The following is a 25,061-nucleotide window of genomic DNA, read 5'->3' as shown; positions in this document are numbered from 1 at the left end:
AGGTGAACGGCAATCGGAGGGGGCCGCAGGAGCGGTCCCTTTGCCACCAGGTAACGTCGCCGTTGCTAAAATAATAGGTAATAAATGATTTCGATTTTACTGGATGTCGGCACGATACTCTCTTTCCTGGCTATTTTTATCGGTTTTCTCACCATGATTTTTTTTGGGATAAACCGCAAAAAATATAAGCGCATTGTCTCCCTATATGCAAACGAGGGGTTGTACATGAATGATTTCAATCAACTCGCTGTATATTTTGGCTATTTGGGCAGCTATTTCCCAACGAATTTTTTCAATAAGTTATTGAAAAACAAAAATATAAGAACAGGAAAGGATACCTTTGTGCCATCGGAGGCGTATACATTTCTGCAATCTCTTCCCCGCGAGTTAACGGGGTGGATCACGACATATCATCGGATGCATATCATCTGGTCGACCTTATTTTTGATAGGTTGCACCATGTTGGGGATTGTCAAAGTATTCGTGGGATACCCAATTGATTAATGCAAAAGCGAATACTCTCTTTCACGTTGAGAGGTATGGCTCATTATTGGTCGTGCTGGAGGAGGCGTTTTTGATGGTGGCCGGGAGTTATGGTTGCCTGTGTGATTATTTACGTCTCTTCGGGCAGTCTGGCTGGCGGCACAATAGTAGGCCAGTCAGGTGAGATGACGGTGAGAGCCTTTATAAAACAATAAGTAAATAATAATGTCTACAATGTTGAATGCAGGGGCGATACTCTTTTTTCTGGGCGCTTTTATTGGTTTTCTCACCATGATTTTTTTTGGGATAAACCGCAAAAAATATAAGCGTATTGTCTCCCTATATGCAAACGAGGGGTTGTACATGAATGATTTCAATCAACTCGCTGTATATTTTGGTTATTTCGGTAGCTACTTTCCAACCGTTTTTTTCAAAAATTTATTGAAAAATAAAAAGATAAAAACAGGAAAGGATACCTTTGTGCCATTGGAGGCGTATACATTTCTGCAATCCCTTCCTCGCGAGCTGACGGGGTGGATCACGGTGTATTATCGGATGCATATTATCTGGTCGACCATCTTCGCAAGCGGTGGGGTGCTTGTAGGCATTGGCAGAGCGCTTGGCAGCTAATATATTGATTAATCAGTTTATTAGTGCCAATGACTGGCAGGCCACATTGGGCCATTGCCAGTCATTGGCTATGTGGCGCTACTGCAGCAAAAACGCTTTAAACTGCGGCGTCATCTGCGCGCTGAAGCCGTCGTCGGTTTTGCTGATCATATACACCGCCAGCCCTTGCTGTTCCGCCAGCTTCATCGCCTTTTCGCTGCCGAGCACCATCAGGCCGGAGTCCCAGCCGTCGGCTTCCAGCGCGGTGGGGGCGATCACCGTCACCGACACCAGGCGGTGGTTAATCGGCCGGCCGGTGTTGGGGTCAATAATGTGCGAATAGCGCTGACCGTTCTGCTCAAAGTAGTTGCGGTAGCTGCCGGCGGTGCTGATGCCGTAGCCCTGCAGATCCACCAGCGCCTGCACCGCGTTTTCCTGGTCGGTGGGCTTTTGGATCGCCACGCGCCACGGCTGGCCCTGGCCGTTAACGCCGCGTGAACGCACCGCACCGCCCACCGACACCAGGTAGTTGGTGATGCCTTTACGCGCCATCAGCTGCGCCAGCAGATCCGCGCCGTAGCCTTCGCCCAGCGTCGACAGATCGACATACAGCCCCGGCAGATCTTTTTGCAGCCACTCGCCCTGCGCATTGCTGGTCAGCGTCAGGTGCTGCAGGCCGACGTTACGTTTGGCGGCGTCGATCTGCTGCTGGCTGGGAACGCTCACCGGACGTTTGTCCGGGCCAAAGCCCCACAGATTCACCAGCGGACCGACGGTGATGTTCATCGCGTCATGGGTATCGCGGCCGATGCGCTGGGCGGTGAGAATAATATCCGCCATGCCGCGCGGGATCGGCTGCGGCGCACTGCTGTGCGAACGGTTAAAGCGCGACAGCACCGAATCGGCGCGGTAGGTGGAGATATCGTCATTGGCCTGCTCCAGCAGCGCGTCGATCTCCTGCTGCAGCTGCTGACGGCTTTCCGTCACCTCGCCGCTGATTTTGACGCTGTAAAACGTTCCCATGGTTTTACCGGCGATATCCATCTGCGGGCGGGTGGTGGCGTTATCGCAGGCGGTGAGCAGCATCAGCGCGGCGACGAACGGCAGGCTTCTGGCGAAAGAGTAGGCCATGACGGGATCCTTGAAGACAACATAAAGGCGCTAGACAAGAACAAAGCGCCAAAATTAATAAATTACAGCACCAGCGCCAAGACGATCGCCAGCACCAGCAGCAGCGCAAGCAGCGTCCAGCCCCGCTTGCCGAGGGCGGCCTGTAGCGGCAGCACCACGTTGGCGATCAACGGGTTGAGCTGCGGCTGCGGCGTTTGCGTTTCGCTGTGGATGGTCGGCGTGACGCCGGCTTTTTCCAGCCGGCGGGCGAACAGCTGGTTCACCGCGTCGTTGACCTGCGCCTGGGTCAGCGGGGTATTGGCCGCGCAGTGGAGGCGCGTCTGGCCGTAATCCAGCAACTGCTGCTGCTCTTGCCGGTCCGCCGGCTGTTTCAGCACCGTCAGCAGATTATTCAGCGTCGGGGCGTGCTGTGCGCTCAGCGCCGTTTTCACCTGCAGATACTGGCTCAACAGCTGGAAGTGGCGCGCCGGCAGCGGATCGTTGGTTTTTACGCCGACCAGATTAAACAGGCTCTGCCAGATTTTGGCCGGCGATTCGCCGGTGGCGGCGCTCAGGCGCGTCACCTGCTGCTGTAGGTTCTGATGCTCGGCCGGCAGGAGAGGGCGATCGCTGACGGCGCTCTGCTGCGGATGCGGAATGGTCAGGCTGCCGCTCTGCAGCTGGTTCAGTACCTGCTGCAGCTGCGGATGGCTGAGCTGGCTCAGCACGGTATGGCCGAACTGCTGGCGGATAAAATCGCTGACCGCCTGCCGGTTATTGCCCTGCGGCAGCAGTTCGGTCAACTGCTGCAACAGCTGACGGCTGGCGTGATTTTGCTGCGCCTGGCCCAGACGCTGCTGCAACAGCTGCTCCGCCGGCTGAAAGTGGCGGGCCCGCAGTTCGCTGCCGTCGGTGGCGCCCAGATCGTGGCGCAGACTGGCCCAAATCTCGGCGGACTTGGCCGGGCTGAGGGCCATAATCTTGACCACCAGCTTTTCCAGCGTAGTGCGCTGCGCCGGAGAGAGCGGCTGCGTATCGGAAGTGGTGTTTTTCTCCCCGGATGGGGGGCGATCGGAAAGGTTGTGGGCGCCGGGGCCGCTCAAAGGTTGCATATCACCAGTCCTTCGCTGTGCAGAAAGAAGTCATACCCGGCGAAAAGCGCAGGTTCTATAAGTCGTATAGCGACTATGATACCTGTAAATTCCCCTTATCAATACCATCCGCGCGACATTTCTTTACAGGTAAAACGTTGCCAATCGTCTCGCCGCCGTTAAGATAGGCGGATTACGCTTACGAGGATGTCATGGTCAAACGGCAACAGATTGCAAAATGGTTTTTATGCCTGGCTTGCCTGGTCGTACTGACCTGCATGACGCAGCGCATGGCGAGCCTGCACGCGCTGCAACTGACGCTCGGCATCCCGACGGTCAGCGCCGCCGCGGCCGGTGACGACGGTGAGCCCGTTGCCGCCACCAGCCCGTGCGAGCTGAGCGCCAAATCGCTGCTGGCCGCGCCGCCGGTGATCTTCGAAAGCGTCCTGCTGGGGCTGGGTCTGCTGTTGGCGCTGCTGGCCCCGGTGCTCACCGCGCGTCTGCGCATTCCGCCGCCGCGTGCGGTTTCCCCGCCTACCCTCAGGGTGCACCTGCGATTATGCGTTTTCCGTGAATGAGTTTATCGCCCAACCTGGACGATAACTGACTCATTTACGGAGAAAAATATGTTGAATACCTTTAGGTCGGCGTTAGCCTGCCTGCTGCTGCTATGGCTGCCGATGCTGCAGGCGGCGGACAGCGGCTGGCTGCAAAGCCCGACCAACGATCACGCCAAGGTGCGGCTGCGCGCCGATACCTCTCAGGCCGGAGAAACGCGCCTGCTGCTGTCGGTAGAGCTGCAGAAGGGCTGGAAAACCTACTGGCGCTCGCCCGGCGAAGGCGGCATCGCGCCGGCGATCAAGTGGCAGGGCGAACCGTCGCCGTCGGCCGAATGGTTCTGGCCGGCGCCGCAGCGCTTTGACGTGGCGGGCATCACCACCCAGGGCTACCACGACGGCGTCACCATCCCGATCGTCATCAAGGGGCCTGCGCCGGCGAATCTGGCCGGCACCCTGACGCTGTCGACCTGCAGCAACGTCTGTATCCTGACCGACTATCCGTTCAAGCTGGATCTGTCGGCGGCCAATGACGCGCAGTTCAGCCATGACTTTGCCCAGGCGATGGGCAAGGTGCCGATCGCCAGCGGCCTGACGGACAATCTGCGCGTCGGTTACCGCAACGGCGAGCTGCAGATCAGCGCCGATCGCAACGCGGGCGCCAGCTGGCGTCAGCCTGCGCTGTTCTTTGACACCCTGCCGGATGCCGATATCGGCAAACCGGTCATCAGCCACAGCGGCGGCGGGATGCAGGCGCGGGTGCCGGTCAGCGACGGCTGGGGCGACGCCGCGCCCGATCTGCGCGGACAGACGCTGACGCTGGTGGTCGTCGACGACGGCCTGGCGCAGCAGACCACGCTGACCGTCGGTGAGCCGCTGACGCTGTCGTCTGCGGGCGGCGTAACGCTGTGGCAGGCGGTGCTGATGGCGCTGGCCGGCGGGTTGATTCTCAACCTGATGCCGTGCGTGCTGCCGGTGCTGGGGATGAAGCTGGGATCGATCCTGCAGGTGAAGCAGCGCGACCGGCGCAGCGTACGGGCGCAGTTCCTCGCTTCCAGCGCCGGGATTGTGGCGTCGTTTCTGGTGCTGGCGCTGCTGATGACCGCCCTGCGGCTGAGCAATCAGGCGCTGGGCTGGGGCATCCAGTTCCAGAACCCGTGGTTTATCGGCTTTATGGTGCTGGTGACGCTGCTGTTTAGCGCCAACCTGCTCGGCCTGTTCCATCTGCAGCTCTCTTCCGGGCTCAGCACCCGGCTGGCGACCCACGGCTGCCAGGGTATGAGCGGTCACTTCTGGCAGGGAGCGTTCGCCACGCTGCTGGCAACGCCGTGTACGGCGCCGTTCCTCGGCACCGCGGTGGCCTTTGCGCTGGCCGCGCCGCTGCCGGTGCTGTGGGGCATGTTCCTGGCGCTGGGCATCGGTATGAGTCTGCCGTGGCTGCTGATTGCCGCCTGGCCGGCGCTGGCGCTGCGTCTGCCGCGTCCCGGCCGCTGGATGAACGTGCTGCGTCTGGTGCTGGGCCTGCTGATGCTGGCATCGTCGCTGTGGCTGCTGAGCCTGATGACCAACCATATCGGCGTACAGGCGACGCTGGTGGTCGGCGGCGCACTGCTGTTGGGCTTGCTGCTGGCGGTCTGGCGCCGCTACGGCGCGCGTTCGGCCGGCATCGCCGGCGCCAGCCTGCTGGTGGTGACCGGCCTGACGCTGCTGACGCTGTCGCTGACGGCGAACCTGTGGCGGCAGCCGCTGCAGGACCGGGTGACGTGGCAGCCGCTGAGCGAGCAGGCCATCACTCAGGCGCTGGCCCAGAACAAGCGGGTGTTCGTCGATGTGACCGCCGACTGGTGCGTCACCTGTAAAGCCAACAAATTCAACGTATTGATGCGTGACGATGTACAGCAGGCGCTGATGGCCGATGACGTGGTGGCGCTGCGCGGCGACTGGAGCCGGCCTTCGGCCGAAATAAGCGCGTTTCTGCAACGCCGCGGCAGCGTCGGCGTCCCTTTCAACCAGATTTATGGCCCCGGCAGCCCGGACGGCGTGGTGTTATCCCCCTTATTAACCCGCGATGCCGTTCTTAAAACCCTGTCCGCCGCCAAAGGAACTGAACAATGAAGAAATTACTGATTATTTTACTGCTGATGGTGTCCCCGGCGTGGGCCGCCGCGCCTTTTACCCCGGAACAGGAGGCGCGCGTTAAGGAGATGATCCGTGAAACGCTGGTGTCCAACCCGGATATTCTGGCGCAGGCGGTTGACGCCTGGCAGCAGCAAACCGCCGATCAACAGGTCAGCCAGGTGATCAAGCAGCAGGCGAAAACCCTGTATCAGGATCCGGCCAGCCCGCGCCTGGGGGCGAAGGACGCCAAGCTGACGATGGTGACCTTTACCGATTACAACTGCCCGTACTGCAAGCGTTTTGACCCGATGCTGGAAAAAATCGTCAAGAAATATCCGGACGTGGCGCTGGTGGTGAAACTGCTGCCGTTTAAAGGCGAAAGCTCGGTCAGTTCGGCGCGCATCGCATTGACCACCTGGCAGCAGAACCCGCAGCAGTTCTGGGCGCTGCACCAGCGGCTGATGGCGAAAAAGGGCTTCCACGATGACGCCAGCATCGCCGCGGCGCAGCAGAAAACCGGCGTGAAGGCGGTGACGCCGAGCGAGCAGAGCATGAGCACGCTGCGCACCAATATGCAGCTGGCGGAACAGCTGGGGGTGCAGGGCACGCCGGCGACGCTGATTGGCGATCGGATGCTGCCGGGGGCGGTGTCCTACGAGCAGCTGGAGTCGCTGGTGAAGCAGCAGCTGGCGCAGGCTGACAATGGCTAGGCTGAAGCGCTGGGGGCGTGAAGTCGCGCTGCTGTTGCTGATGCTGGCGGGGATCCTGTTCGCCATGGACCTGTGGCGCGCGCCGCAGGCGCCGCCGGCGTTCGACAGCCAGCGCCTGACCACCCTGGACGGCTCGACGCTCTCGCTGGCGCAGCGTAGTCAGGAACGGCCGCTACTGGTCTACTTTTGGGCCAGCTGGTGCGGCGTCTGCCGCTACACCACTCCCAGCGTCGCCAAGTTGGCGCAGCAGGGCGGCAACGTGCTGAGCGTGGCGCTGCGTTCCGGCGATGACCCGCAGGTGGCGGCCTGGCTGGCCGCCAAGCGGCTGAGTTTGCCGGTGGTCAACGATCCCGCCGGCGAGCTGGCGGCGCGCTGGCAGGTGGGCGTTACGCCCACCTTCGTCATCATCGATAAGGGCAAGGTGGTGCAGAGCACCACCGGCTGGACCAGCTACTGGGGCATGAAGCTGCGCCTGTGGTGGGCGGCCTGGTAGCAGAGTATGTCAGGGGAGGGAGACAGGTGATGTAAAAACACACGTAAAGAAGTTTGTGTGGTAATTCACCGGTCTTGGCTCCCTGTTTTTAATATCTTCCGCTGTTGTTATGAGCGTATCGTGGTTTTTTACATGATGGGTTCTCGTTCCCCTATACCGGTCACCGCGCATTGGGCTACTATTGCCTGCATTCGGTTAAATTGCCGGCACACGTACGGGACCGATCATTGATATAATCTACGATTACATCGGACTATGAACGATTTAATTAAAAACCTCGCAATAGCAATTCTCGCCATTCAGGCCATAACTTTTTCCGTTTATGTTGGCGTGTATATTATCTATAGCAAACATTATAAGCGTCTAATCGCATCGTTCAGGGAGAAGTACGAATTCCCATTTCCCTATTCGTTTCATTGGCAGACCGGAATTTTCGGTTCGGTAGCAATCTGCTATTTCTTTATGATGCTCAGGGCAGGAAGGAAGGCGTTTTTCTTACCGAAAACAAGTGACGTCTATGCTTTCTTTAAGGAAATTCCAAGCGCGAAAATAAGTTGGCTGTCGACTTTGTTTTATTTGTCGCTGCTGTCTTTTTTCTGTCTGACTTTGATCGCCTTGTTTGCTGCCTATATCAAACTCTTTGCATAAAAAAGGGGCCGGATTATCCGGCCCCTTGTTGATGATGTTGCAGGTAACGCTTATTCGGCCTCGGCGGTTTTCACCGTCTGGCGGCGCTTGCGGATCGTGCGCAGCACCGGCGGCACCACCAGTACCGCAACCGCCAGCACCAGCAGGCTCTGGGCAATACCGCTGCCCCACAGAATGCCGTATTCGCCGTTGCTGATCGACAGCGCGCGGCGCAGGTTCTGCTCCAGCAGTTCACCCAGCACAAAGCCCAGAATCAGCGGCGACATCGGGAAGTGCATTTTACGCAGAATATAGCCGAACACCCCCAGCCCGACCATCAGCATCAGGTCGAAGGTGGTGCTGTGCACCGCGTATACGCCGACCGCCGATACGGCGGCGATCGCCGGCACCAGGAACCACAGCGGGATGGTCAGCATGCGGGTAAACAGGCCAATCAGCGGAATGTTCATGATCAGCAGCATCACGTTGGCAATCAGCAGCGCGGCGATCAGCCCCCAGACGATATCGGGCTGTTCGGTGAACATCGCCGGCCCCGGCGTGATGTTGTACAGCGTCAGCGCGCCCATCATTACCGCGGTGGTGCCGGAACCCGGCACGCCCAGCGTCAGCATCGGAATAAACGAGCCGCAGGCCGAGGCGTTGTTGGCCGCCTCCGGCGCCGCCACGCCGCGGATATCCCCTTTGCCGAAGCTGTCGCTGTTACCGCTGATTTTCTTCTCGGTCATATAGGTCAGCGCGCTGGCGATGGTTGCCCCGGCGCCCGGCAGAATGCCGACGAAGAAGCCGACCACTGAAGAGCGCAGGGTAGGGCCGACGCACTCTTTCGCCTCTTTACGGTTAAACAGCAGCCGCCCGGTTTTGCGCACCAGCTTCTGGCCGGCGCCGGTGCTTTCCAGCATCAGCAGGATTTCACTGACCGAGAACAGACCGATCACCACCACGATAAACTGAATGCCGTCGGAGAGGTGTACGCTGTCGAAGGTAAAGCGGTAGACGCCGGTGTTGGCGTCGACGCCGACCGTCGCCAGCCCGAGACCGATCAGCGCCGCCAGCAGCGACTTCAGCGGGTTCTGGCTCATCATGCTGCCCAGACAGGCGATGGCGAAGATCATCAGCGCGAAGTACTCCGCCGGGCCAAACGCCAGCGACCAGCGGGCCAGCAGCGGGGCGAACAGAATAATGCCGCCGATGGCGATGATAGAGCCGATAAACGAGCTGACCGCGGAGATCGACAGCGCCACGCCAGCGCGCCCCTGCTGCGCCATCGGGTAGCCGTCCAGCGCGGTCATGATCGCCGCGGCGTCTCCGGGCACGTTAAGCAGAATGGAGGAGATACGGCCGCCGTACTCGCAGCCGATATACACCGTCGCCAACAGGATCAGCGCCGATTCCGCCGGCAGTTTCAGCGCGAAGGCCAGCGGCAGCAGGATCGCCACGCCGTTGATCGGCCCGAGGCCCGGCAGCAGCCCGACGATGGTGCCGACGAAACAGCCGATCAGCGCGATAACCAGGTTCTGTGGAATCAGCGCCACCTCGAACCCTTGCGATAAATATAACCAGGTATCCATTGTCGTTCCTTAATTCAGCCAGACGCCGAGCGGCAGCGTCACGTCGAGCAGACGGTCAAAGGCGTAATACAGCGCCACGCCCATCACCACGCCGGAAATCGCCGCTGCCAATACGCGTGCGCCGAACAGCAGCGCGATGCTGAAGGTCAGCAGGGCGGTGGCCAGCGGAAAGCCCAGCCACTCAAAAAGCCAGGCGTACAGCGACAGCGTGATGGTCAGCACCAGCAGACGCTGCAGCGTGGCGCGGTGCGGCCAGGTCACCACCTGCGGGTGACGCAGCAGCATCAGGACGGCGCACAGCGCCATCAGGCCGAGAATGATCAGCGGAAACGGGCGCGGCCCCAGCGGTTCATAGCTGTATTCGCTGTGAATGCCCCAGCCGATATACAGGCCGCCGATGCACAGCAGCAGCCACACTCCGGCAAAAATACGATCGCTCATGACATGCCTCCGGAGGCGTTGTTACTTGGCCAGGCCGAAGGCCTTCGCCTGCTCACGGTATTCGCCGACCTGTTTCTTCACGTAGGCATCCAGCTCTTTGCCGCGCAGGTTGAATTCAAACAGCCCGCGCAGGTCGCGCTGCTTCTTGAACTCTTCGGTCTGCTGCAGTTTGGCGAAGGCGTCGGTCCACCACTGGTACTCTTCGTCGCTGACTTTCGGCCCCAGATAGAAGCCGCGGATCACCGGCCACACCAGGTTATAGCCCTGCTCTTTGGCGGTCGGCACCTCGGCCAGCTGGCCCGGCAGGCGCTCTTCCGAATACACCGCCAGCACGCGGATCTTGTCGCCCTGCAGGTAAGGCACCATCTCGCTCAGATCGCCGGAGACCGCCTGAATATGGTTGCCGAGCAGCGCGGTCACCGGCTCGCCGCCGCCTTCAAAGGCGACGTAGCGCATCTTACGCGGGTCGACGCCGACCTCACGCGCCAGCAGCGCGGTTTTCATCCAGTCCTGGCTGCCGATCGAGGCGCCGGCGCCGAACACCACGCTGGTAGGATCTTTTTTGAAGGCTTCCATCAGGTCTTTCAGCGTCTTATACGGTGAGTCGGCGCGCACGGCGATCATGCCGTAATCGGTGCCGACCGCCGCCAGCCATTTGACGTCGTCCACGCCGTAGCGGCCGAACTTGCCCTGCGACAGGTTGAGCAGCGAGCCGCCGGAGAAGGCGACCACGGTGCCGAACTCCGCCGGACGCTGGGCGACGATGGCGTTATAGGCCACCGCGCCGACGCCGCCCGGCATATAGGTGACGCGCATCGGTTTATTGATGGCTTTGGTTTCCTGCAAAGACACCTGCAGCAGTTTACAGGTCAGGTCGAAGCCGCCGCCGGGCTTGGCCGGCGCGATACATTCGGTACGGTCGGGCGCTTCAATAGCGAAAGCCTGATTGGCTGCCAACAGCAGAGCGGTTGCGGTCAGAGTACGGGTGATTATTTTTTTCATTGCCTTCCCCTAGGTATTTTTTCTTTCAGACTGTGAGAACTCCCGCTGACACGGGGTTGCCAAATTGTTAAAACATAAACCTTTCATTTACCTTTCAACGTATGGAAAAGTTTACAGGATGTGATATGCGTCTCTTGTTAGTGGAAGATCACCCTGAATTATCCCATTGGCTGCAGAAAGCGCTGACCGGCGCCGGCTTCGCCGTGGACGTCGCCTCAGACGGACTGATGGCCGACCACCTGCTGTTAAACGAACATTACAGTCTGGTGGTGTTGGACGTGGAGCTGCCGCGCCTCAACGGGCTGGATCTGCTGGCGCGGCTGCGCAAGCGCGGTCAGAACCTGCCGGTGCTGCTGCTGACCGCCCGCGCCGACGTCAGCGACCGGGTCAGGGGGCTGAATCTCGGCGCCGATGATTACCTGAGCAAGCCGTTTGAGCTGGACGAGCTGGAGGCGCGCATCCGTGCGCTGCTGCGCCGCAGCGTGGGCGTCACCCAGCAGACGCTGCAGTTTGGCGCGCTGACCTACCATGACGAAGGCTACTTTTTACTGGATAACCGGCCGCTGGCGCTGACGCCGCGCGAACTGGCGGTGCTGACCACCCTGATCCACCGACGCGGCCGGCCGGTCGCCAAGCAGCAACTGTTCGAACAGGTGTTTACCCTGTCCGACGAGGCCAACCCGGAAAGCATCGAGCTGTATGTGCACCGGGTGCGTAAAAAGCTGCACGGCAGCAACGTGGCGATTGTCACGCTGCGCGGATTGGGTTACAGCCTGGAGCTGAGCGATGAAGTGGTTTAAACCGCCTGGCTCGCTGTTTTATCAACTGTTGCTGTTTTTTGGTTTGCCGCTGACGATACTGGGCGGCATTTCTATCTATACCCACTACTTCAGCGCCACCCATGCCGCCACGCTGGCCTATGACCGCACGCTGCTGGCGTCGGCGCGCACCGTGGCGGAGCGGTTGGTCGTGCGTAAGGGCAAGTTGGCGGTTGACGTGCCCTATGTGGTGCTCGACAGCTTCGAACGCAATATGAACGACCAGCTGTATTACGAGGTGATTTCACCGCAGGGCCGCAGTATTTCCGGCTATGACGATCTGCCGCTGCCGCCGCCGCACCTGGCGCGCTCCACGCTGTACCCGGCGCTGGTGCATTTTTACGACGCTGAATACGCCGGACGGCCGATCCGCGTCGCCGCACTCTATCAGCCGATTAATGAGGGCGGCATGAGCGGTATGGCGACCATTCTGGTGGCGGAAACGCTGGAATCGCGTAACTATCTGGCGCGCCAGATGCTGCTGGCCGCGCTGCTCAGTCAGGGCACGGTGGTGGTGCTGACGCTGACGCTGGCGTTTGTACTGCTGAAAAAGCTGCTTAAGCCGTTGCGTAAATTGTCGAGCGTGATGATGCGCCGCGATCCGGGCGAGCTGACGCCGCTGCCGATGCTGTTGCCGTGGTCGGAAATGCAGCCGCTGCTGCTGGCCTTTAACCGCTATACCGAGCGGCTGCGGGTGATGGTGGCGCGGCAGGAGCGCTTTAGCGCCGACGCTTCGCACCAGCTGCGGACGCCGCTGACGGTGCTGAAGACGCAGGTCGGCGTGGCGCTGGCCAGCGACGACCCGCAACAGTGGCGCGAAAGCCTGCTGGCGATCGGCAAGACGCTGGACAATACCGTGGCGCTGACCGACCGCCTGCTGTACCTGTCGCGGCTGAAGGCGCATGAGTCGCGCAGCGAGCGCCGGCTGCAGCCGGTCAACCTGGCGCAGGTGCTGCGCGACGCCTGTTTCTCCCGCCTGCCGCAGGCGCGCAGCAACGGCATCGATCTCGGTTATGAGGGGGAGGCGGTATGCTGGATCGGCGGCGAGGCGCTGCTGCTGACGGAGATGTGCGCCAATCTGCTGGACAACGCGCTGAAGTACACGCCGCGCCGCGGCATGGTGACGGCGCGCCTGCGCGCGGCGGACGGTGAAGGCATTCTGGAAATTGAAGACAGCGGGCCGGGCATTACCCAGCAGGAGGCGCAGCAGGCGCTGCAGCCTTTCCGCCGTCTGGATAACGTGGGTGAACAGCCGGGCGCCGGCCTGGGGCTGGCGCTGGTGAAGGATATTGCCGCCTACCACGGCACGCGGCCGGAGTTGCTGAGCTCCGCAGAGCTTGGCGGCCTGTTGGTGCAGGTGCGCTTCCGCCTGTTGTCCTGAGGCGGAGGCGGATTATTCGCCGAGCTCGCCGGAGACCGCCGGCTGCGGTTTTTTACGTCCCAGCGGCGTGCGCAGGCGCTGGGACAGGATCACCCCCAGCAGGGTGACGCCGCCGCCGATCAGGTGGTAGCCGTGCAGCTGCTCATGCAGGAACAGCACGGCGATTGCGGCGGTGAATACCGGCGCCAGGTTCATAAAGATCGAGGCGGTATTGGCGCCGAGGCGGACCACGCCCTGGATCCACAGGAACGGCGCGATAATCGACGCCGGAATAGCGGCAAACAGCACCAGCGACAGGTTCTGGCTGTTCAGACCGACGTCCGGCGCCATCAGGAAGTTCGGTAGCAGCAGCAGCACGCCGAAGGCGATCTGCACATACAGCGATTGCCAGTTGGGCAGGGCGATTGCCCAGCGTTTGGTCAGCACGCCGTACAGTGCGTAGGACGCGGTGGCGGCAAGCATCATCAACTCGCCTTTGCCGATGCCGTGCTGCAGCAGCGCGCCCGGCTGGCCGGCGCTCACCAGCCAAATCAGGCCGCACAGAGAAATGACGCTGCCCAGCGCCACGCCGACGGTTGGCGCCACCCGCAGCAGTACGATGCTGATCAGAATGGTCAGCAGCGGGATCAGCGACACGATAATGCCCATAAACAGCGCGCTGACGCTGTGCGCGGCGTAGTAGGCCAGACTTTGATACAGCACCATGCCCAGCAGCCCCAGCACCAGCAGCTTGCCGGCGTTGGCGCGCACCGTGCGCCAGTTGCGGATCACGCCCGGCAGCACAAACGGCGTCAGCGCAACCAGCGCCAGCAGCCAGCGATAGAACGAGATCGCCGCCGGATCGATCGCGCCGGCCGACAGTTTGCTGACCACGGCATTGACGGACCAGATCAGTACCGCCACCAGGGGAAAGAGTGCGTTCATGATAATTATTCTCAACAACGTATAACAGGACGCCCAGTTTACGCCTGTCTGGTTTATTGCATATACTGAAAACCAGACAAAAATCGCCGTAAACCAGACAACCTGCAGGTAGAATCGCTATGCCGGAAATCCGTCATTTTGCCGAAGCGCTGATCCCGGCGCCGCAGCCGGTGCAGTTCCGCTGCGAGGCGTTTAATGCGCGCACTGAATTTCAGCCGCATCGCCACGCCTGGGGGCAGCTGATGTGGGTGACCAGCGGGGTGATGGTTACCCACATTGGCGGACAGCGTTTTCTGGCGCCGCCGGAGTTTGTGCTATGGTCGCCGGCGGGGGTGGAGCACTCCTGCTATAACCACAAGCTGGCGCAGTGCCGCATGGTGGACATCGCCCAGCCTTTATGCCGGCAGATGCCGGCAACGCCTTGTTTGGTCAGCGTCACGCCGATTTTCCGCGCCATCGCGGATGATTTCTATGCGCGCCAGCAGTATATCCCGCAGAGCCGGGAGGACCTGCGGCTGTGCCGCGTCCTGATCGACCAGCTGCACCTGTCGCCGCGGCAGCAGACCTATTTACCCTCCTCGCAGGATAAGTTTCTGGCGCCGATCCTGGAAGCGCTGGAGCATTGCCCTTCGGACAACACGCCGTTGGCGCAGTGGGCGCGGCGGGTCTATACCACCGAACGCACGCTGTCGCGCCGCTGTCAGCAGGATCTCGGCATGTCGTTCAGCGAATGGCGCCAGCGGCTGCGCTTTCTGCACGCGGTGTCGCTGCTGGAGCAGGGGAAAACCGTACAGGACGTGGCGCTGGAAGTGGGGTACAGTTCCGCCTCGGCGTTTATCGTGATGTTTCAGCAGATTGCCGGCGCCACTCCTGAACGTTTCCGACGCGCATAAGCACGGCGGCGCGGGTGACTCGTGACGCAGCCATAACTCGGGTATATGATCGGGCGGCAAATGGCCGTCCTGGGTTGGAGAAAGAAGTGAAAATACTGGTTGATGAAAATATGCCGTATGCGGTTGAGCTGTTCAGCCGTCTGGGAGACACGTTGGCGGTGCCGGGCCGCCCGATCCCGCTGGAGGCGCTGGCGGACGCCGATGCGCTGATGGTGCGCTCGGTCACCAAGGTGAACAAGGCGCTGCTTGCCGGCACCCGCGTCGGCTTTGTCGGCACCGCAACCGCCGGCACCGACCATGTGGACGACGCCTGGCTGCAGCAGGCGGGCATCGGTTTTTCCGCCGCACCCGGCTGCAACGCCATCGCGGTGGTGGAGTACGTCTTCTCCGCGCTGATGCTGCTGGCCGAGCGCGACGGCTTCCAGCTGCAGGATAAAACTGTCGGCATCGTCGGGGTCGGCAACGTCGGCTCGCGGCTGGATGCGCGCCTGCGGGCGTTGGGGGTGCGCACGCTGCTGTGCGATCCGCCGCGTGCCGATCGCGGCGACGCCGGCGAATTCTGGCCGCTGGAAAAACTGGTGGCGGAAGCCGACGTACTGACCTTCCACACGCCGCTGAATAAATCCGGCCCTTATCACTCGCTGTATCTGGCCGACGCCGAGCTGCTGGCGGCGCTGCCGGACAACCGCATTCTGATTAACGCCTGCCGCGGCGCGGTGGTGGATAACGCCGCGCTGCTGCAGGCGCTGGAAAAGGGCAAGAAGCTCAGCACGGTGCTGGACGTCTGGGAGCCGGAACCGGAGCTGTCGCTGCCGCTGCTGGCGCGGGTGGACATCGGCACCGCGCATATCGCCGGCTATACGTTGGAAGGCAAGGCGCGCGGCACCACCCAGGTGTTTGAGGCCTTCAGCCGCCATCTGGGCCAGCCGCAGCAGATTGAGCTGGCCTCGCTGCTGCCGACGCCGGAATTCAGCGATATCCGTCTGAACGGGCCGCTCGATCAAGGCAGGCTGAAACGTTTGATGCACTTGGTGTATGATGTGCGCCGCGATGACGCGCCGCTGCGCAAAGTGGCCGGCCAGGCGGGCGAGTTTGATCGCCTGCGCAAGCAGTATCAGGAGCGACGAGAATGGTCGTCGCTGCGCGTGGCGTGCGATGACGACGCCAGCGCCGAACTGCTGGCCCGGTTGGGCTTTAGCGTACGCTAAACGGCGCGCGGCTTTAAATATCAGGGCGGTGATGGCACCGCCCGTTTGTTTTGCATGTTAATGAAATATTCGGGAGATACCCCAATGTCTGACGGCTGGAATATCGCTCTGCTTGGCGCCACGGGCGCGGTAGGTGAAGCATTGCTGGAATTGTTACAGGAACGTCAGTTCCCGGTGGGCGAACTCTATCCGTTGGCCAGCGAACGCAGCGCCGGTGAAACGGTGCGCTTTAACGGCAAAACCCTGCAGGTGGAAAACGCCGAGGAGTTCGACTGGTCGCAGGCGCAGCTGGCCTTCTTCGTGGCCGGCGCCGAAGCCTCGGCGCGCTACGCGATTGATGCCGGCAATATGGGCTGTCTGGTGATCGACAGCAGCGGCCTGTTCGCGCTGGAGCCGGACGTGCCGCTGGTGGTGCCGGGCGTCAACCCGCAGGTGCTGGCCGATTACCGCAACCGTAATATCGTCGCCGTGGCCGACGGCATGGTCAGCCAGCTGCTGACCGCCATTAAGCCGCTGACCGAGCAGGCCGGCCTGTCGCGCCTGCACGTCACCACCCTGATGTCGGTGTCCGCCCGCGGTAAGGCGGCGGTGGACGATCTGGCGGGCCAGAGCGCGCGGCTGCTGAACGGCGTGCCGGCGGAAGAGGGCCTGTTCGCCAAACAGCTGGCGTTCAACCTGCTGCCGCTGCTGGCGGATGAGCAGGGCAGCGTGCGCGAAGAGCGGCTGATCGTCGATCAGGTGCGCAAGGTGCTGCAGGACGAAGGGCTGCCGATGTCGGTGACCTGCGTACAGTCGCCGGTGTTCTACGGCCACGCGCAGGCGGTGCAGGTGGAAGGGCTGCGGCCGATCGACGCCGATGAGGCGCGCGCCGAACTGCAGGACGCGGAAGATATCCAACTGAGCGATGAAGACGATTACCCGACGCAGGTGACGGAAGCTTCCGGCAGCGACGTGCTGAGCATCGGCTGCCTGCGCAATGACTATGGCATTCCGCAGGTGCTGCAGTTTTGGTCGGTGGCCGACAACGTGCGCTTCGGCGGCGCGCTGATGGCGATTGAAACCGCCGAGCGTCTGTTGCAGGAGCAGCTGTACTGATGTCCGAGCCGGCTGTAGCGACCCAGAAAATCGCGCTGGGCATTGAATATGACGGCAGCGGCTATTACGGCTGGCAGCGTCAGCAAGAGGTGCCGAGCGTGCAGGCCTGCCTGGAGCAGGCGCTGAGTAAAGTGGCGGACGCGCCGATCACGGTGCTGTGCGCCGGGCGCACCGACGCCGGGGTGCACGCCACCGGCCAGGTGGTGCACTTTGAAACCCCGGTGCGCCGTAAGGACGCCGCCTGGACGATGGGGGTCAACACCCATCTGCCGCCGGATATCGCCGTGCGCTGGGTCAGCCCGGTGGCGGAAGATTTTCATGCGCGCTTCAGCGCCACCGCCCGCCGCTATCGCTATGTGATCTTCAACCACCGCTATCGTCCGGCGGTGCTGCAGCAGGGGGTGACGCATTTCTATCACCCGCTGGACGCCGAACGCATGCAGCGCGCGGCGCAGGCGCTGCTGGGAGAGAATGACTTCACCTCGTTCCGCGCCGTGCAGTGCCAGTCGCGCACGCCGTGGCGGAATGTAAAACACGTTAAGGTCACGCGTCACGGGCAGTATATCGTGGTAGATATAAAGGCGAACGCCTTTGTGCATCATATGGTGCGCAATATCGTCGGCAGCCTGCTGGAGATTGGCTGCGGTAACCAGGATGAAAACTGGATGGCGCAGCTGCTGGCGTTAAAAGACCGTAATCTGGCGGCGGCCACCGCCAGAGCGGAAGGCCTGTATCTGGTCTCCGTGGACTATCCCGAGCGTTTCGCATTGCCGCAGGCGCCGATGGGGCCGCTGTTTTTAGCCGATGACTGAATAAGACGCGCCGTTGCGCCAGACCCCGCCAAGGGGCCGTTGTGCGACGCGTTTTGATTAATCCGCCGGCGGGGGAGACCTCCGGCCCAAGAGAGACGCTATGGACATCATCAAGTTTGTTATTGATTTCATTTTGCATATCGACGTGCATTTGGCCGAGCTGGTGGCGCAGTACGGCATGTGGGTATACGGGATTTTGTTCCTGATTCTGTTTTGCGAAACCGGCCTGGTGGTGACGCCGTTCCTGCCGGGGGATTCTCTGCTGTTCGTGGCCGGGGCGCTGGCCTCGCTGCCGACCAACGATCTGAACGTGCATACCATGGTGGCGCTGATGGTGATTGCCGCGGTGGTGGGGGATGCGGTCAACTACACCATTGGCCGCCTGTTCGGTGAAAAACTGTTCAGCAACCCGAATTCGAAAATTTTCCGCCGCAGCTATCTGGATAAAACCCACCAGTTTTATGAAAAGCACGGCGGCAAAACGATTATTCTGGCGCGATTTGTGCCGATCGTGCGTACTTTTGCGCCGTTCGTCGCCGGTATGGGGCATATGTCCTACCGTCACTTCGCCGCCTACAACGTGATTGGCGCGCTGGTCTGGGTGCTGCTGTTCACCTATGCCGGTTACCTGTTCGGCAACGTGCCGGTGGTGCAGGAAAACCTGAAGTTGCTAATTGTTGCTATTATCGTTGTGTCAATTTTGCCGGGCATTATTGAAATCTGGCGCCACAAGCGCGCGGCTGCCCGCCAGCAAAAACAGTAAAAAACATCGCTTAACCTATCGGTTCGACCAGTTTTTTATCTACAGCGTCGGGCCGATATGGTTTAATGAGCGACATTTATGGTCTGTTCCTGCGGACAACCCTGAATTCAGTGCCTTGGCGGCGCGCCTGTCGCGCCGGGTTCCGGGCGCTTTTTCATTGGCTGTTGCTGCGAAGGGATTGTTAAAGCATGAACTGCGAACTGGCGTCTGCCAGGTTCAAACAGAAAGGTCTTCGATGAGCTGGATTGAACGAATTCTTAACAAGAGCAATATCACCCAAACCCGTAAGGCGAGCATTCCTGAGGGCGTTTGGACCAAATGTGACAGCTGCGGTCAGGTTCTCTACCGCGCCGAGCTGGAGCGTAACCTGGAAGTCTGCCCGAAGTGCGACCACCATATGCGCATGTCCGCGCGTACGCGTCTGCACACGTTGCTGGACGAAGGCAGCGAAGTGGAAGTCGGCAGCGAGCTGGAACCGAAAGACGTTCTGAAATTCCGCGACTCCAAAAAATATAAGGACCGCCTGCTGGCTGCCCAGAAAGCGACCGGTGAAAAAGATGCGCTGGTGGTGATGAAGGGCACGCTGTACGGCATGCCGGTCGTGGCCGCCGCCTTCGAATTCGCCTTTATCGGCGGTTCCATGTCTTCCGTCGTCGGCGCGCGCTTTGTCCGCGCCGTTGAGCAGGCGCTGGAAGACAACTGCCCGCTGGTGTGCTTCTCCGCCAGCGGCGGCGCCCGTATGCAGGAAGCGCTGATGTCGCTGATGCAGATGGCGAAAACCAGCGCCGCGCTGGCCAAAATGCAAGAGCGCGGCCTGCCGTACATTTCCGTACTGACCGACCCGACCATGGGCGGCGTCTCCGCCAGTCTGGCGATGCTGGGTGATATCAACATCGCTGAGCCGAAGGCGCTGATCGGCTTTGCCGGCCCGCGCGTTATCGAGCAGACGGTGCGTGAAAAACTGCCGCCGGGCTTCCAGCGCAGCGAGTTCCTGATTGAGAAAGGGGCGATCGACATGATCGTGCGTCGTCCGGAAATGCGCCAGACGCTCGCCAGCATTCTGTCCAAGCTGACCAACCAGCCGCAGCCGGCGTTTGACCAGCCGGAGCCGGTGGTCGTGACGCCGGAAAATCAGGCGGACGAATAAGGCATGCATACGCCGCGGCGGTCCGTCAGGCCGTCGCGACGCTCAACCGCCGCTGAGTGGCTATGCGGCGGTTGAAACGCAGAGCATCGCCTTGCCCGCGGTGAGGGTGGTGCCCTGATGGATTAATGAACCCAAGTTCAGTGATGGGACTCATGCAAAACCACCAAATTCCCCAAGCCACGTCGCCATTGAGCTCGTGGCTTTATTATCTGGAACGTCTGCACAGCCAGGCGATCGAACTCGGCCTGGAACGCGTGCAAAGCGTTGCAGCGCATCTTGATCTTCTCACTCCGGCCCCGACGGTGTTCACCGTTGCCGGCACCAACGGCAAAGGCACCACCTGCCGCACGCTGGAAGCGATTTTGCTGGCGGCCGGCCTGCGCGTCGGCGTTTACAGCTCGCCGCATCTGGTGCGCTATACCGAACGGGTGCGTATTCAGGGCGAAGAGCTGAGCGAAGCGGAGCACTGCCGTGCGTTCGCCGCCATTGAGGCCGGGCGCGGCGACACTTCCCTGACCTATTTTGAGTTCGGCACCCTGTCGGCCCTGCAGCTGTTCCGCCAGGCCCGCCTGGACGTGGTGATCCTGGAAGTCGGCCTCGGCGGGCGTCTGGACGCCACCAATATCGTCAACCCGGACGTGGCGGTGGTCACCAGCATCGCGCTCGACCACACCGACTGGCTGGGCGATGACCGCGACAGCATCGGCCGGGAAAAGGCCGGCATCTTCCGCGGCGGTAAGCCGGCGGTGGTCGGCGAACCCGATATGCCGGACTCGATTCGTCAGGTGGCGGAAACGCTGGGCGCGCAGCTGTATCGCCGCGGCGACGCCTGGACCTTCAGCGAGCAGGGCGAACGCTGGCAGTGGCGCAGCGAAGGCACCACGCTGACCGACCTGCCCACGCCGAACGTGCCGCTGGCCAATGCCGCGACGGCGCTGGCGGCGCTGCACTATTCCGCGCTGGAAATTGACGAGCGCGCCATTTTCACCGGCCTGCAGCAGGCGACGCTGCCGGGGCGTTTCCAGACCGTGCAGCAGGCGCCGCGGCTGATCCTCGACGTGGCGCATAATCCGCACGCCGCCGGCTATCTGGCCGGGCGGCTGGCGCAGCTGCCGCGCGACGGCGGCAAGGTGCGTGCGGTGGTCGGCATGCTGGCGGACAAAGATATCGCCGGTACGCTGGCCTGCCTGCGGCCGCAGGTTGATGAATGGTACTGCGCGCCGTTGGACGTGCCGCGCGGCGCCGGCGTGGATCAGCTGGCGCAGCATCTGCCGCAGCCGCGCGCCTTTGCCGATGTTGAAACGGCCTGGCGACAGGCGATGCAGGATGCGGATAATCAGGATATTGTCATCGTCTGTGGATCGTTCCACACCGTCGCGCAGGTGATGGCGGCGTTAGACGAGATGCGGGGAGAGTGAGTGGCAAGTAAATTTCAGAACCGACTGGTCGGGACCGTGGTATTAGTGGCGCTGGGGGTGATTATCCTGCCAGGGCTGCTGGACGGTAAGAAAAAGCATTATGAAGATGAGTTCGCCGCGATCCCGCTGGTGCCGAAGCCGGGCGATGCGCGGGAGAACGACGCGATTCCGCCGGTAAGCCAGCCGCTGCCGACGCAGCCGCCGGCGGGCGCCGGGGCGCTGGTGGAACAGCAGGCGGCCAATGAGGCGGCGACGCAGCAGGCGGTGAACCAGCCGTCGCAGAGCACCACGGTGACGCCGCCGCCGGCGGTCACCCAGCCGACGCCGCAGCCGAAGCCGGTTGAGAACAAACCTGCGCCGCAGCCGAAGCCGAAACCCGAAGTGAAGCCGCAGCCGAAGCCTGAGGTGAAACCGCAGCCGAAGCCGGCAGAGAAAGCGCCGTCCGGCCAGGCCTATGTGGTGCAGCTGGGGGCGCTGAAAAACGCCGCCAAGGTTAACGAGATCGTGGCGTCGCTGCGTCTGTCCGGCTATCGCGCCTTTACCGTGCCGTCGACGCCGGTGCAGGGGCAGATCACCCGTATTTACGTCGGCCCGGACGCGTCGAAGCAGAAGCTGCAGTCTTCGCTGTCGGCGCTGAATTCGCTCAGCGGGCTGAGCGGGCAGGTGAAGCCGTACAACGCGCGTTAACCCCGTTCTTCTGCCGCGTTTGCAAGGCGGGGCAGAAGAATCAGCTATGTAGGCGCGGCGATTAGGAATTTTTTTATCGCCGCTTTTTATTTGTAAATTGCGAGGGAAATCCCCTACGCAAACGTTTTCTTTTTCTGTTAGAATTCGCCGCGCATGGGAAATACCCCAGTGCATTCGGGCTGTGGCCGCTGTGCGACAGCCTGAAGGAGGAGGGGGCGTGCGGGGCATTTCACTATTGGAATGGTCATGGTCTGGATTGATTACGTCATTATTGCGGTGATTGGATTTTCGGCTCTGGTTAGCCTGATCCGAGGGTTTGTTCGCGAAGCATTGTCACTTGTGACATGGGGATGTGCGTTTTTTGTCGCCAGCCATTTTTATTCTTACCTCGCCGTCTACTTCACCCGTTTTGACGATGAACTGGTGCGAAACGGTATCGCGATTGCGATTTTGTTTATCGCGACCCTGATCGTGGGGGCGATTGTGAACTACGTGATTAGTTCACTGGTCGAAAAGACCGGGCTGTCAGGAACCGATCGGGTGCTGGGCATCTGCTTCGGCGCATTGCGCGGCGTGTTGATCGTCGCCGCGATACTGTTCTTCCTCGACAGTTTTACCGGCTTCTCGCAAAGTGAAGACTGGAAACAGTCGCAGCTGATTCCCCAGTTCAGCTACATCATCAGGTGGTTCTTTGACTACCTGCAGAGCACGTCGAGTTTCTTACCGTCCCACTTGCCGGGGCGGTAGCGGCTTAGGCTTAGAGGAAAGACAACATGTGCGGTATTGTCGGTATCGCCGGTTTTATGCCGGTAAACCAGTCGATTTATGATGCGTTGACGGTGCTGCAGCACCGTGGCCAGGATGCCGCCGGCATCGTCACCATTGATGCCCATAACGGTTTCCGTCTGCGTAAGGCAAACGGTCTGGTGAAGGATGTTTTTGAAGCACGGCATATGCAACGCCTGCAGGGCAATATGGGGATCGGCCATGTGCGTTACCCAACGGCCGGCAGCTCCAGCGCTTCAGAGGCCCAGCCTTTTTATGTGAACTCACCGTTCGGCATTACGCTGGCTCACAATGGTAACCTGACCAACGCGCATGAACTGCGGCAGCAGCTGTTTGAAAGCGGCCGTCGCCATATCAACACCACTTCCGATTCCGAAATTCTGCTCAACGTGCTGGCCGCCGAGCTGGACCGTTTCCCGCACTATCCGCTGGAATCTGACAATATCTTTACCGCCGTGGCGGCGGTGCATCAGCAGCTGCGCGGCGCTTACGCCTGCGTGGCGATGATCATCGGCCACGGTCTGGTGGCGTTCCGCGATCCTAACGGCATCCGTCCGCTGGTGATCGGCAAACGCACGCTGGAAGACGGCCGCAACGAGTATATGGTGGCCTCCGAAAGCGTGGCGCTGGATACGCTGGGCTTTGAATTCCTGCGCGACGTGGCGCCGGGCGAAGCGGTGTACGTGACGGAGAAGGGCCAGCTGTTTACCCGTCAGTGCGCCGAAAACCCGAAAAACAACCCGTGCCTGTTTGAGTTCGTCTACTTCGCCCGCCCAGACTCCTTTATGGACAAGATCTCGGTATACAGCGCCCGCGTGCGCATGGGCCAGAAGCTGGGCGAGAAGATCGCGCGCGAGTGGGAAGATCTGGATATCGACGTGGTGATCCCGATCCCGGAAACCTCCTGCGATATTGCGCTGGAGATCGCGCGTATTCTGGAAAAACCGTACCGCCAGGGCTTTGTGAAAAACCGCTATGTCGGCCGCACCTTTATCATGCCGGGCCAGCAGGCGCGTCGCCAGTCGGTGCGCCGCAAGCTGAACGCCAACCGGGCGGAGTTCCGCGACAAGAACGTATTGCTGGTGGATGACTCCATCGTGCGCGGCACCACCTCTGAGCAGATCGTCGAGATGGCGCGCGACGCCGGCGCCAAGAACGTCTATCTGGCTTCCGCCGCACCGGAAGTTCGCTTCCCGAACGTCTACGGCATCGATATGCCAAGCGCCAATGAGCTGATCGCTCATGGCCGCGAGGTGGATGAGATCCGGCAGATCATCGGCGCCGACGGGCTGATTTTCCAGGACCTGGGCGACCTGATCGAAGCGGTGCGCGAGGAAAACCCGGATATCACCCAGTTCGAATGCTCGGTGTTCGACGGTATCTACGTCACCAAAGACGTCGATCAGGGCTATCTGGAGTATCTGGAATCGCTGCGCAACGATGACGCTAAAGCGCTGCGCGGCCAGGCCGAAGCGGAAAATCTGGAAATCCATAACGAAGGCTAAGCCTGCCTTCGCCATACCGATGCGCCGTGCACCGTCGCGGCGCATCGTTTCCGCCTGAACCTTGCTTCTCCGCCGTGATTACGGCAAAGTTGCTCCGACCCTTAGACTTTTTTGGCAGAGAGCCCTCATGAAACGACTCATCATCGGCATTTCCGGCGCCAGCGGCGCGATCTACGGCGTGCGCCTGCTGCAGGTGCTGCGCGACGTGGCGGACGTGGAAACCCATCTGGTGATGAGCAACGCCGCCCGGCAGACGCTGGCGCTGGAGACCGCGCTCGGCCTGCGTGAAGTGCAGGCGCTGGCCGATGTGGTGCACGACTCGCGCGATATCGCCGCCAGCATCTCTTCCGGCTCCTTCAAAACGCTGGGCATGGTAATTTTGCCCTGCTCGATCAAAACGCTGTCCGGCATCGTCAACAGCTACAGCGACGGCCTGCTGACGCGCGCCGCCGACGTGGTGCTGAAAGAGCAGCGGCGTCTGGTGCTGTGCGTGCGTGAAACGCCGCTGCACCTCGGGCACCTGCGTCTGATGACCCAGGCGGCGGAGATGGGCGCGCTGCTGATGCCGCCGGTGCCGGCCTTTTACCACCGGCCGACCAGCGTGGAAGACATTATCGATCAGACGGTTAACCGCGTGATTGACCAGTTTGACATTGAGCTGCCTCAGGATCTGTTTACCCGCTGGCAGGGCGCAAATTAACAAAATACCCTCCAATTTTGCACATTTGTGCAACAACGCACTGTATTGATGCGCGGCCCGCACCATAATGGGGCCGTTTCACCACGCTCGCTGT

General features: G+C 61.1%; 26 protein-coding genes. 20 read left to right on the top strand and 6 right to left on the bottom strand.

Annotated elements, in window-relative coordinates; all coding sequences use genetic code 11:
• Window positions 1-84: 84 nt before the first annotated feature.
• Together D781_RS15130 and D781_RS15125 are read left to right on the top strand one after the other, a co-directional pair.
• Window positions 85-504 carry a hypothetical protein gene (locus D781_RS15130; RefSeq protein ID WP_015673210.1) on the top strand — a complete coding sequence of 140 codons (420 nt, stop codon included), beginning with the start codon at window positions 85-87 and terminating at the stop codon, window positions 502-504.
• Window positions 505-708: 204 nt separating this feature from the next.
• On the top strand, window positions 709-1,113 hold the full coding sequence (locus D781_RS15125) for a hypothetical protein (protein WP_233494097.1): 405 nt from the start codon (window positions 709-711) through the stop codon (window positions 1,111-1,113).
• 78 nt (window positions 1,114-1,191) lie between these two features.
• On the opposite strand, the gene apbE is transcribed toward D781_RS15125, so the two are convergent.
• Together apbE and flk are read right to left on the bottom strand one after the other, a co-directional pair.
• Window positions 1,192-2,223 (bottom strand): FAD:protein FMN transferase ApbE, encoded by a 1,032-nt coding sequence (gene apbE, locus D781_RS15120; protein ID WP_015673208.1) that lies wholly within the window; start codon window positions 2,221-2,223, stop codon window positions 1,192-1,194.
• 62 nt (window positions 2,224-2,285) lie between these two features.
• Entirely contained in the window at window positions 2,286-3,314 is a 1,029-nt protein-coding gene (gene flk, locus D781_RS15115) for a flagella biosynthesis regulator Flk (protein ID WP_015673207.1), read from the bottom strand.
• Window positions 3,315-3,505: 191 nt separating this feature from the next.
• On the opposite strand from flk, the gene D781_RS15110 reads away from it, so the two are divergent.
• From D781_RS15110 to D781_RS15090, 5 genes are all read left to right on the top strand, one after another.
• Window positions 3,506-3,871, top strand: coding sequence for a hypothetical protein (locus D781_RS15110; protein WP_015673206.1), 366 nt, complete (start codon window positions 3,506-3,508; stop codon window positions 3,869-3,871).
• A gap of 48 nt (window positions 3,872-3,919) precedes the next feature.
• Window positions 3,920-5,965, top strand: a complete 2,046-nt coding sequence (locus tag D781_RS15105; protein ID WP_015673205.1) for a protein-disulfide reductase DsbD domain-containing protein — start codon at window positions 3,920-3,922, stop codon at window positions 5,963-5,965.
• Entirely contained in the window at window positions 5,962-6,678 is a 717-nt protein-coding gene (locus D781_RS15100; RefSeq protein ID WP_015673204.1) for a DsbA family protein, read from the top strand. Before D781_RS15105 ends, D781_RS15100 begins: the two co-directional genes overlap by 4 nt.
• Window positions 6,671-7,171 (top strand): protein disulfide oxidoreductase, encoded by a 501-nt coding sequence (locus tag D781_RS15095; protein ID WP_015673203.1) that lies wholly within the window; start codon window positions 6,671-6,673, stop codon window positions 7,169-7,171. The genes D781_RS15100 and D781_RS15095 overlap by 8 nt, the downstream gene beginning before the upstream one ends.
• Window positions 7,172-7,426: 255 nt before the next feature.
• The gene (locus D781_RS15090; RefSeq protein ID WP_015673202.1) at window positions 7,427-7,819 is read left to right on the top strand and encodes a hypothetical protein; all 393 of its coding nucleotides are present in this window, start codon (window positions 7,427-7,429) and stop codon (window positions 7,817-7,819) included.
• 50 nt (window positions 7,820-7,869) lie between these two features.
• On the opposite strand, the gene D781_RS15085 is transcribed toward D781_RS15090, so the two are convergent.
• The 3 genes from D781_RS15085 to D781_RS15075 are packed head-to-tail and all read right to left on the bottom strand — an operon-like array spanning window position 7,870 to window position 10,830.
• Window positions 7,870-9,387: a tripartite tricarboxylate transporter permease gene (locus tag D781_RS15085; protein WP_015673201.1), complete on the bottom strand. Its 1,518-nt coding sequence runs from the start codon at window positions 9,385-9,387 to the stop codon at window positions 7,870-7,872.
• A 9-nt stretch (window positions 9,388-9,396) separates the two neighbouring features.
• Complete coding sequence (locus tag D781_RS15080; RefSeq protein ID WP_015673200.1) at window positions 9,397-9,828, bottom strand: tripartite tricarboxylate transporter TctB family protein; 432 nt, start codon at window positions 9,826-9,828, stop codon at window positions 9,397-9,399.
• A gap of 21 nt (window positions 9,829-9,849) precedes the next feature.
• Window positions 9,850-10,830, bottom strand: a complete 981-nt coding sequence (locus tag D781_RS15075; protein ID WP_015673199.1) for a tripartite tricarboxylate transporter substrate binding protein — start codon at window positions 10,828-10,830, stop codon at window positions 9,850-9,852.
• Between the two features lie 125 nt (window positions 10,831-10,955).
• Here D781_RS15075 and tctD point away from each other — a divergent pair, with 125 nt between their 5' ends.
• Window positions 10,956-11,630, top strand: coding sequence for a transcriptional regulator TctD (gene tctD, locus D781_RS15070; RefSeq protein WP_015673198.1), 675 nt, complete (start codon window positions 10,956-10,958; stop codon window positions 11,628-11,630).
• Window positions 11,617-13,029, top strand: a complete 1,413-nt coding sequence (locus D781_RS15065; RefSeq protein WP_015673197.1) for a sensor histidine kinase — start codon at window positions 11,617-11,619, stop codon at window positions 13,027-13,029. The genes tctD and D781_RS15065 overlap by 14 nt, the downstream gene beginning before the upstream one ends.
• A gap of 12 nt (window positions 13,030-13,041) precedes the next feature.
• Here D781_RS15065 and D781_RS15060 read toward each other — a convergent pair whose 3' ends face one another.
• On the bottom strand, window positions 13,042-13,953 hold the full coding sequence (locus tag D781_RS15060; protein WP_015673196.1) for a DMT family transporter: 912 nt from the start codon (window positions 13,951-13,953) through the stop codon (window positions 13,042-13,044).
• Between the two features lie 119 nt (window positions 13,954-14,072).
• Between D781_RS15060 and D781_RS15055 the strand changes: the two genes are divergently transcribed.
• From D781_RS15055 to D781_RS15005, 11 genes are all read left to right on the top strand, one after another.
• Window positions 14,073-14,846: a helix-turn-helix transcriptional regulator gene (locus D781_RS15055; protein WP_015673195.1), complete on the top strand. Its 774-nt coding sequence runs from the start codon at window positions 14,073-14,075 to the stop codon at window positions 14,844-14,846.
• A gap of 86 nt (window positions 14,847-14,932) precedes the next feature.
• A complete protein-coding gene (gene pdxB / locus D781_RS15050) occupies window positions 14,933-16,054 on the top strand; it encodes a 4-phosphoerythronate dehydrogenase PdxB (RefSeq protein WP_015673194.1) in 1,122 nt (373 codons plus the stop codon).
• 84 nt (window positions 16,055-16,138) lie between these two features.
• Window positions 16,139-17,149, top strand: a complete 1,011-nt coding sequence (locus D781_RS15045) for an aspartate-semialdehyde dehydrogenase (RefSeq protein WP_015673193.1) — start codon at window positions 16,139-16,141, stop codon at window positions 17,147-17,149.
• On the top strand, window positions 17,149-17,961 hold the full coding sequence (truA, locus tag D781_RS15040) for a tRNA pseudouridine(38-40) synthase TruA (RefSeq protein WP_015673192.1): 813 nt from the start codon (window positions 17,149-17,151) through the stop codon (window positions 17,959-17,961). Before D781_RS15045 ends, truA begins: the two co-directional genes overlap by 1 nt.
• A 100-nt stretch (window positions 17,962-18,061) precedes the next feature.
• The gene (locus D781_RS15035) at window positions 18,062-18,724 is read left to right on the top strand and encodes a DedA family protein (protein WP_015673191.1); all 663 of its coding nucleotides are present in this window, start codon (window positions 18,062-18,064) and stop codon (window positions 18,722-18,724) included.
• A gap of 235 nt (window positions 18,725-18,959) precedes the next feature.
• Entirely contained in the window at window positions 18,960-19,871 is a 912-nt protein-coding gene (gene accD, locus D781_RS15030; RefSeq protein ID WP_015673190.1) for an acetyl-CoA carboxylase, carboxyltransferase subunit beta, read from the top strand.
• A 152-nt stretch (window positions 19,872-20,023) separates the two neighbouring features.
• Complete coding sequence (gene folC / locus D781_RS15025) at window positions 20,024-21,289, top strand: bifunctional tetrahydrofolate synthase/dihydrofolate synthase (protein ID WP_015673189.1); 1,266 nt, start codon at window positions 20,024-20,026, stop codon at window positions 21,287-21,289.
• A complete protein-coding gene (dedD, locus tag D781_RS15020) occupies window positions 21,290-21,976 on the top strand; it encodes a cell division protein DedD (protein WP_015673188.1) in 687 nt (228 codons plus the stop codon). It begins immediately after the preceding gene.
• A gap of 246 nt (window positions 21,977-22,222) precedes the next feature.
• Window positions 22,223-22,723 carry a colicin V production protein gene (gene cvpA, locus D781_RS15015; RefSeq protein ID WP_015673187.1) on the top strand — a complete coding sequence of 167 codons (501 nt, stop codon included), beginning with the start codon at window positions 22,223-22,225 and terminating at the stop codon, window positions 22,721-22,723.
• A gap of 26 nt (window positions 22,724-22,749) precedes the next feature.
• A complete protein-coding gene (gene purF / locus D781_RS15010; RefSeq protein WP_015673186.1) occupies window positions 22,750-24,267 on the top strand; it encodes an amidophosphoribosyltransferase in 1,518 nt (505 codons plus the stop codon).
• Window positions 24,268-24,394: 127 nt separating this feature from the next.
• Window positions 24,395-24,967, top strand: coding sequence for a UbiX family flavin prenyltransferase (locus D781_RS15005; protein ID WP_015673185.1), 573 nt, complete (start codon window positions 24,395-24,397; stop codon window positions 24,965-24,967).
• The last annotated feature ends 94 nt before the right edge of the window (window positions 24,968-25,061 follow it).

Source organism: Serratia sp. FGI94, from assembly GCF_000330865.1.
GTDB classification, from domain to species: Bacteria; Pseudomonadota; Gammaproteobacteria; order Enterobacterales; family Enterobacteriaceae; genus Serratia_B; species Serratia_B rubidaea.
Note: the sequence above shows the minus strand (reverse complement) of the source record. Positions and strands in the feature narration are given on the sequence as shown.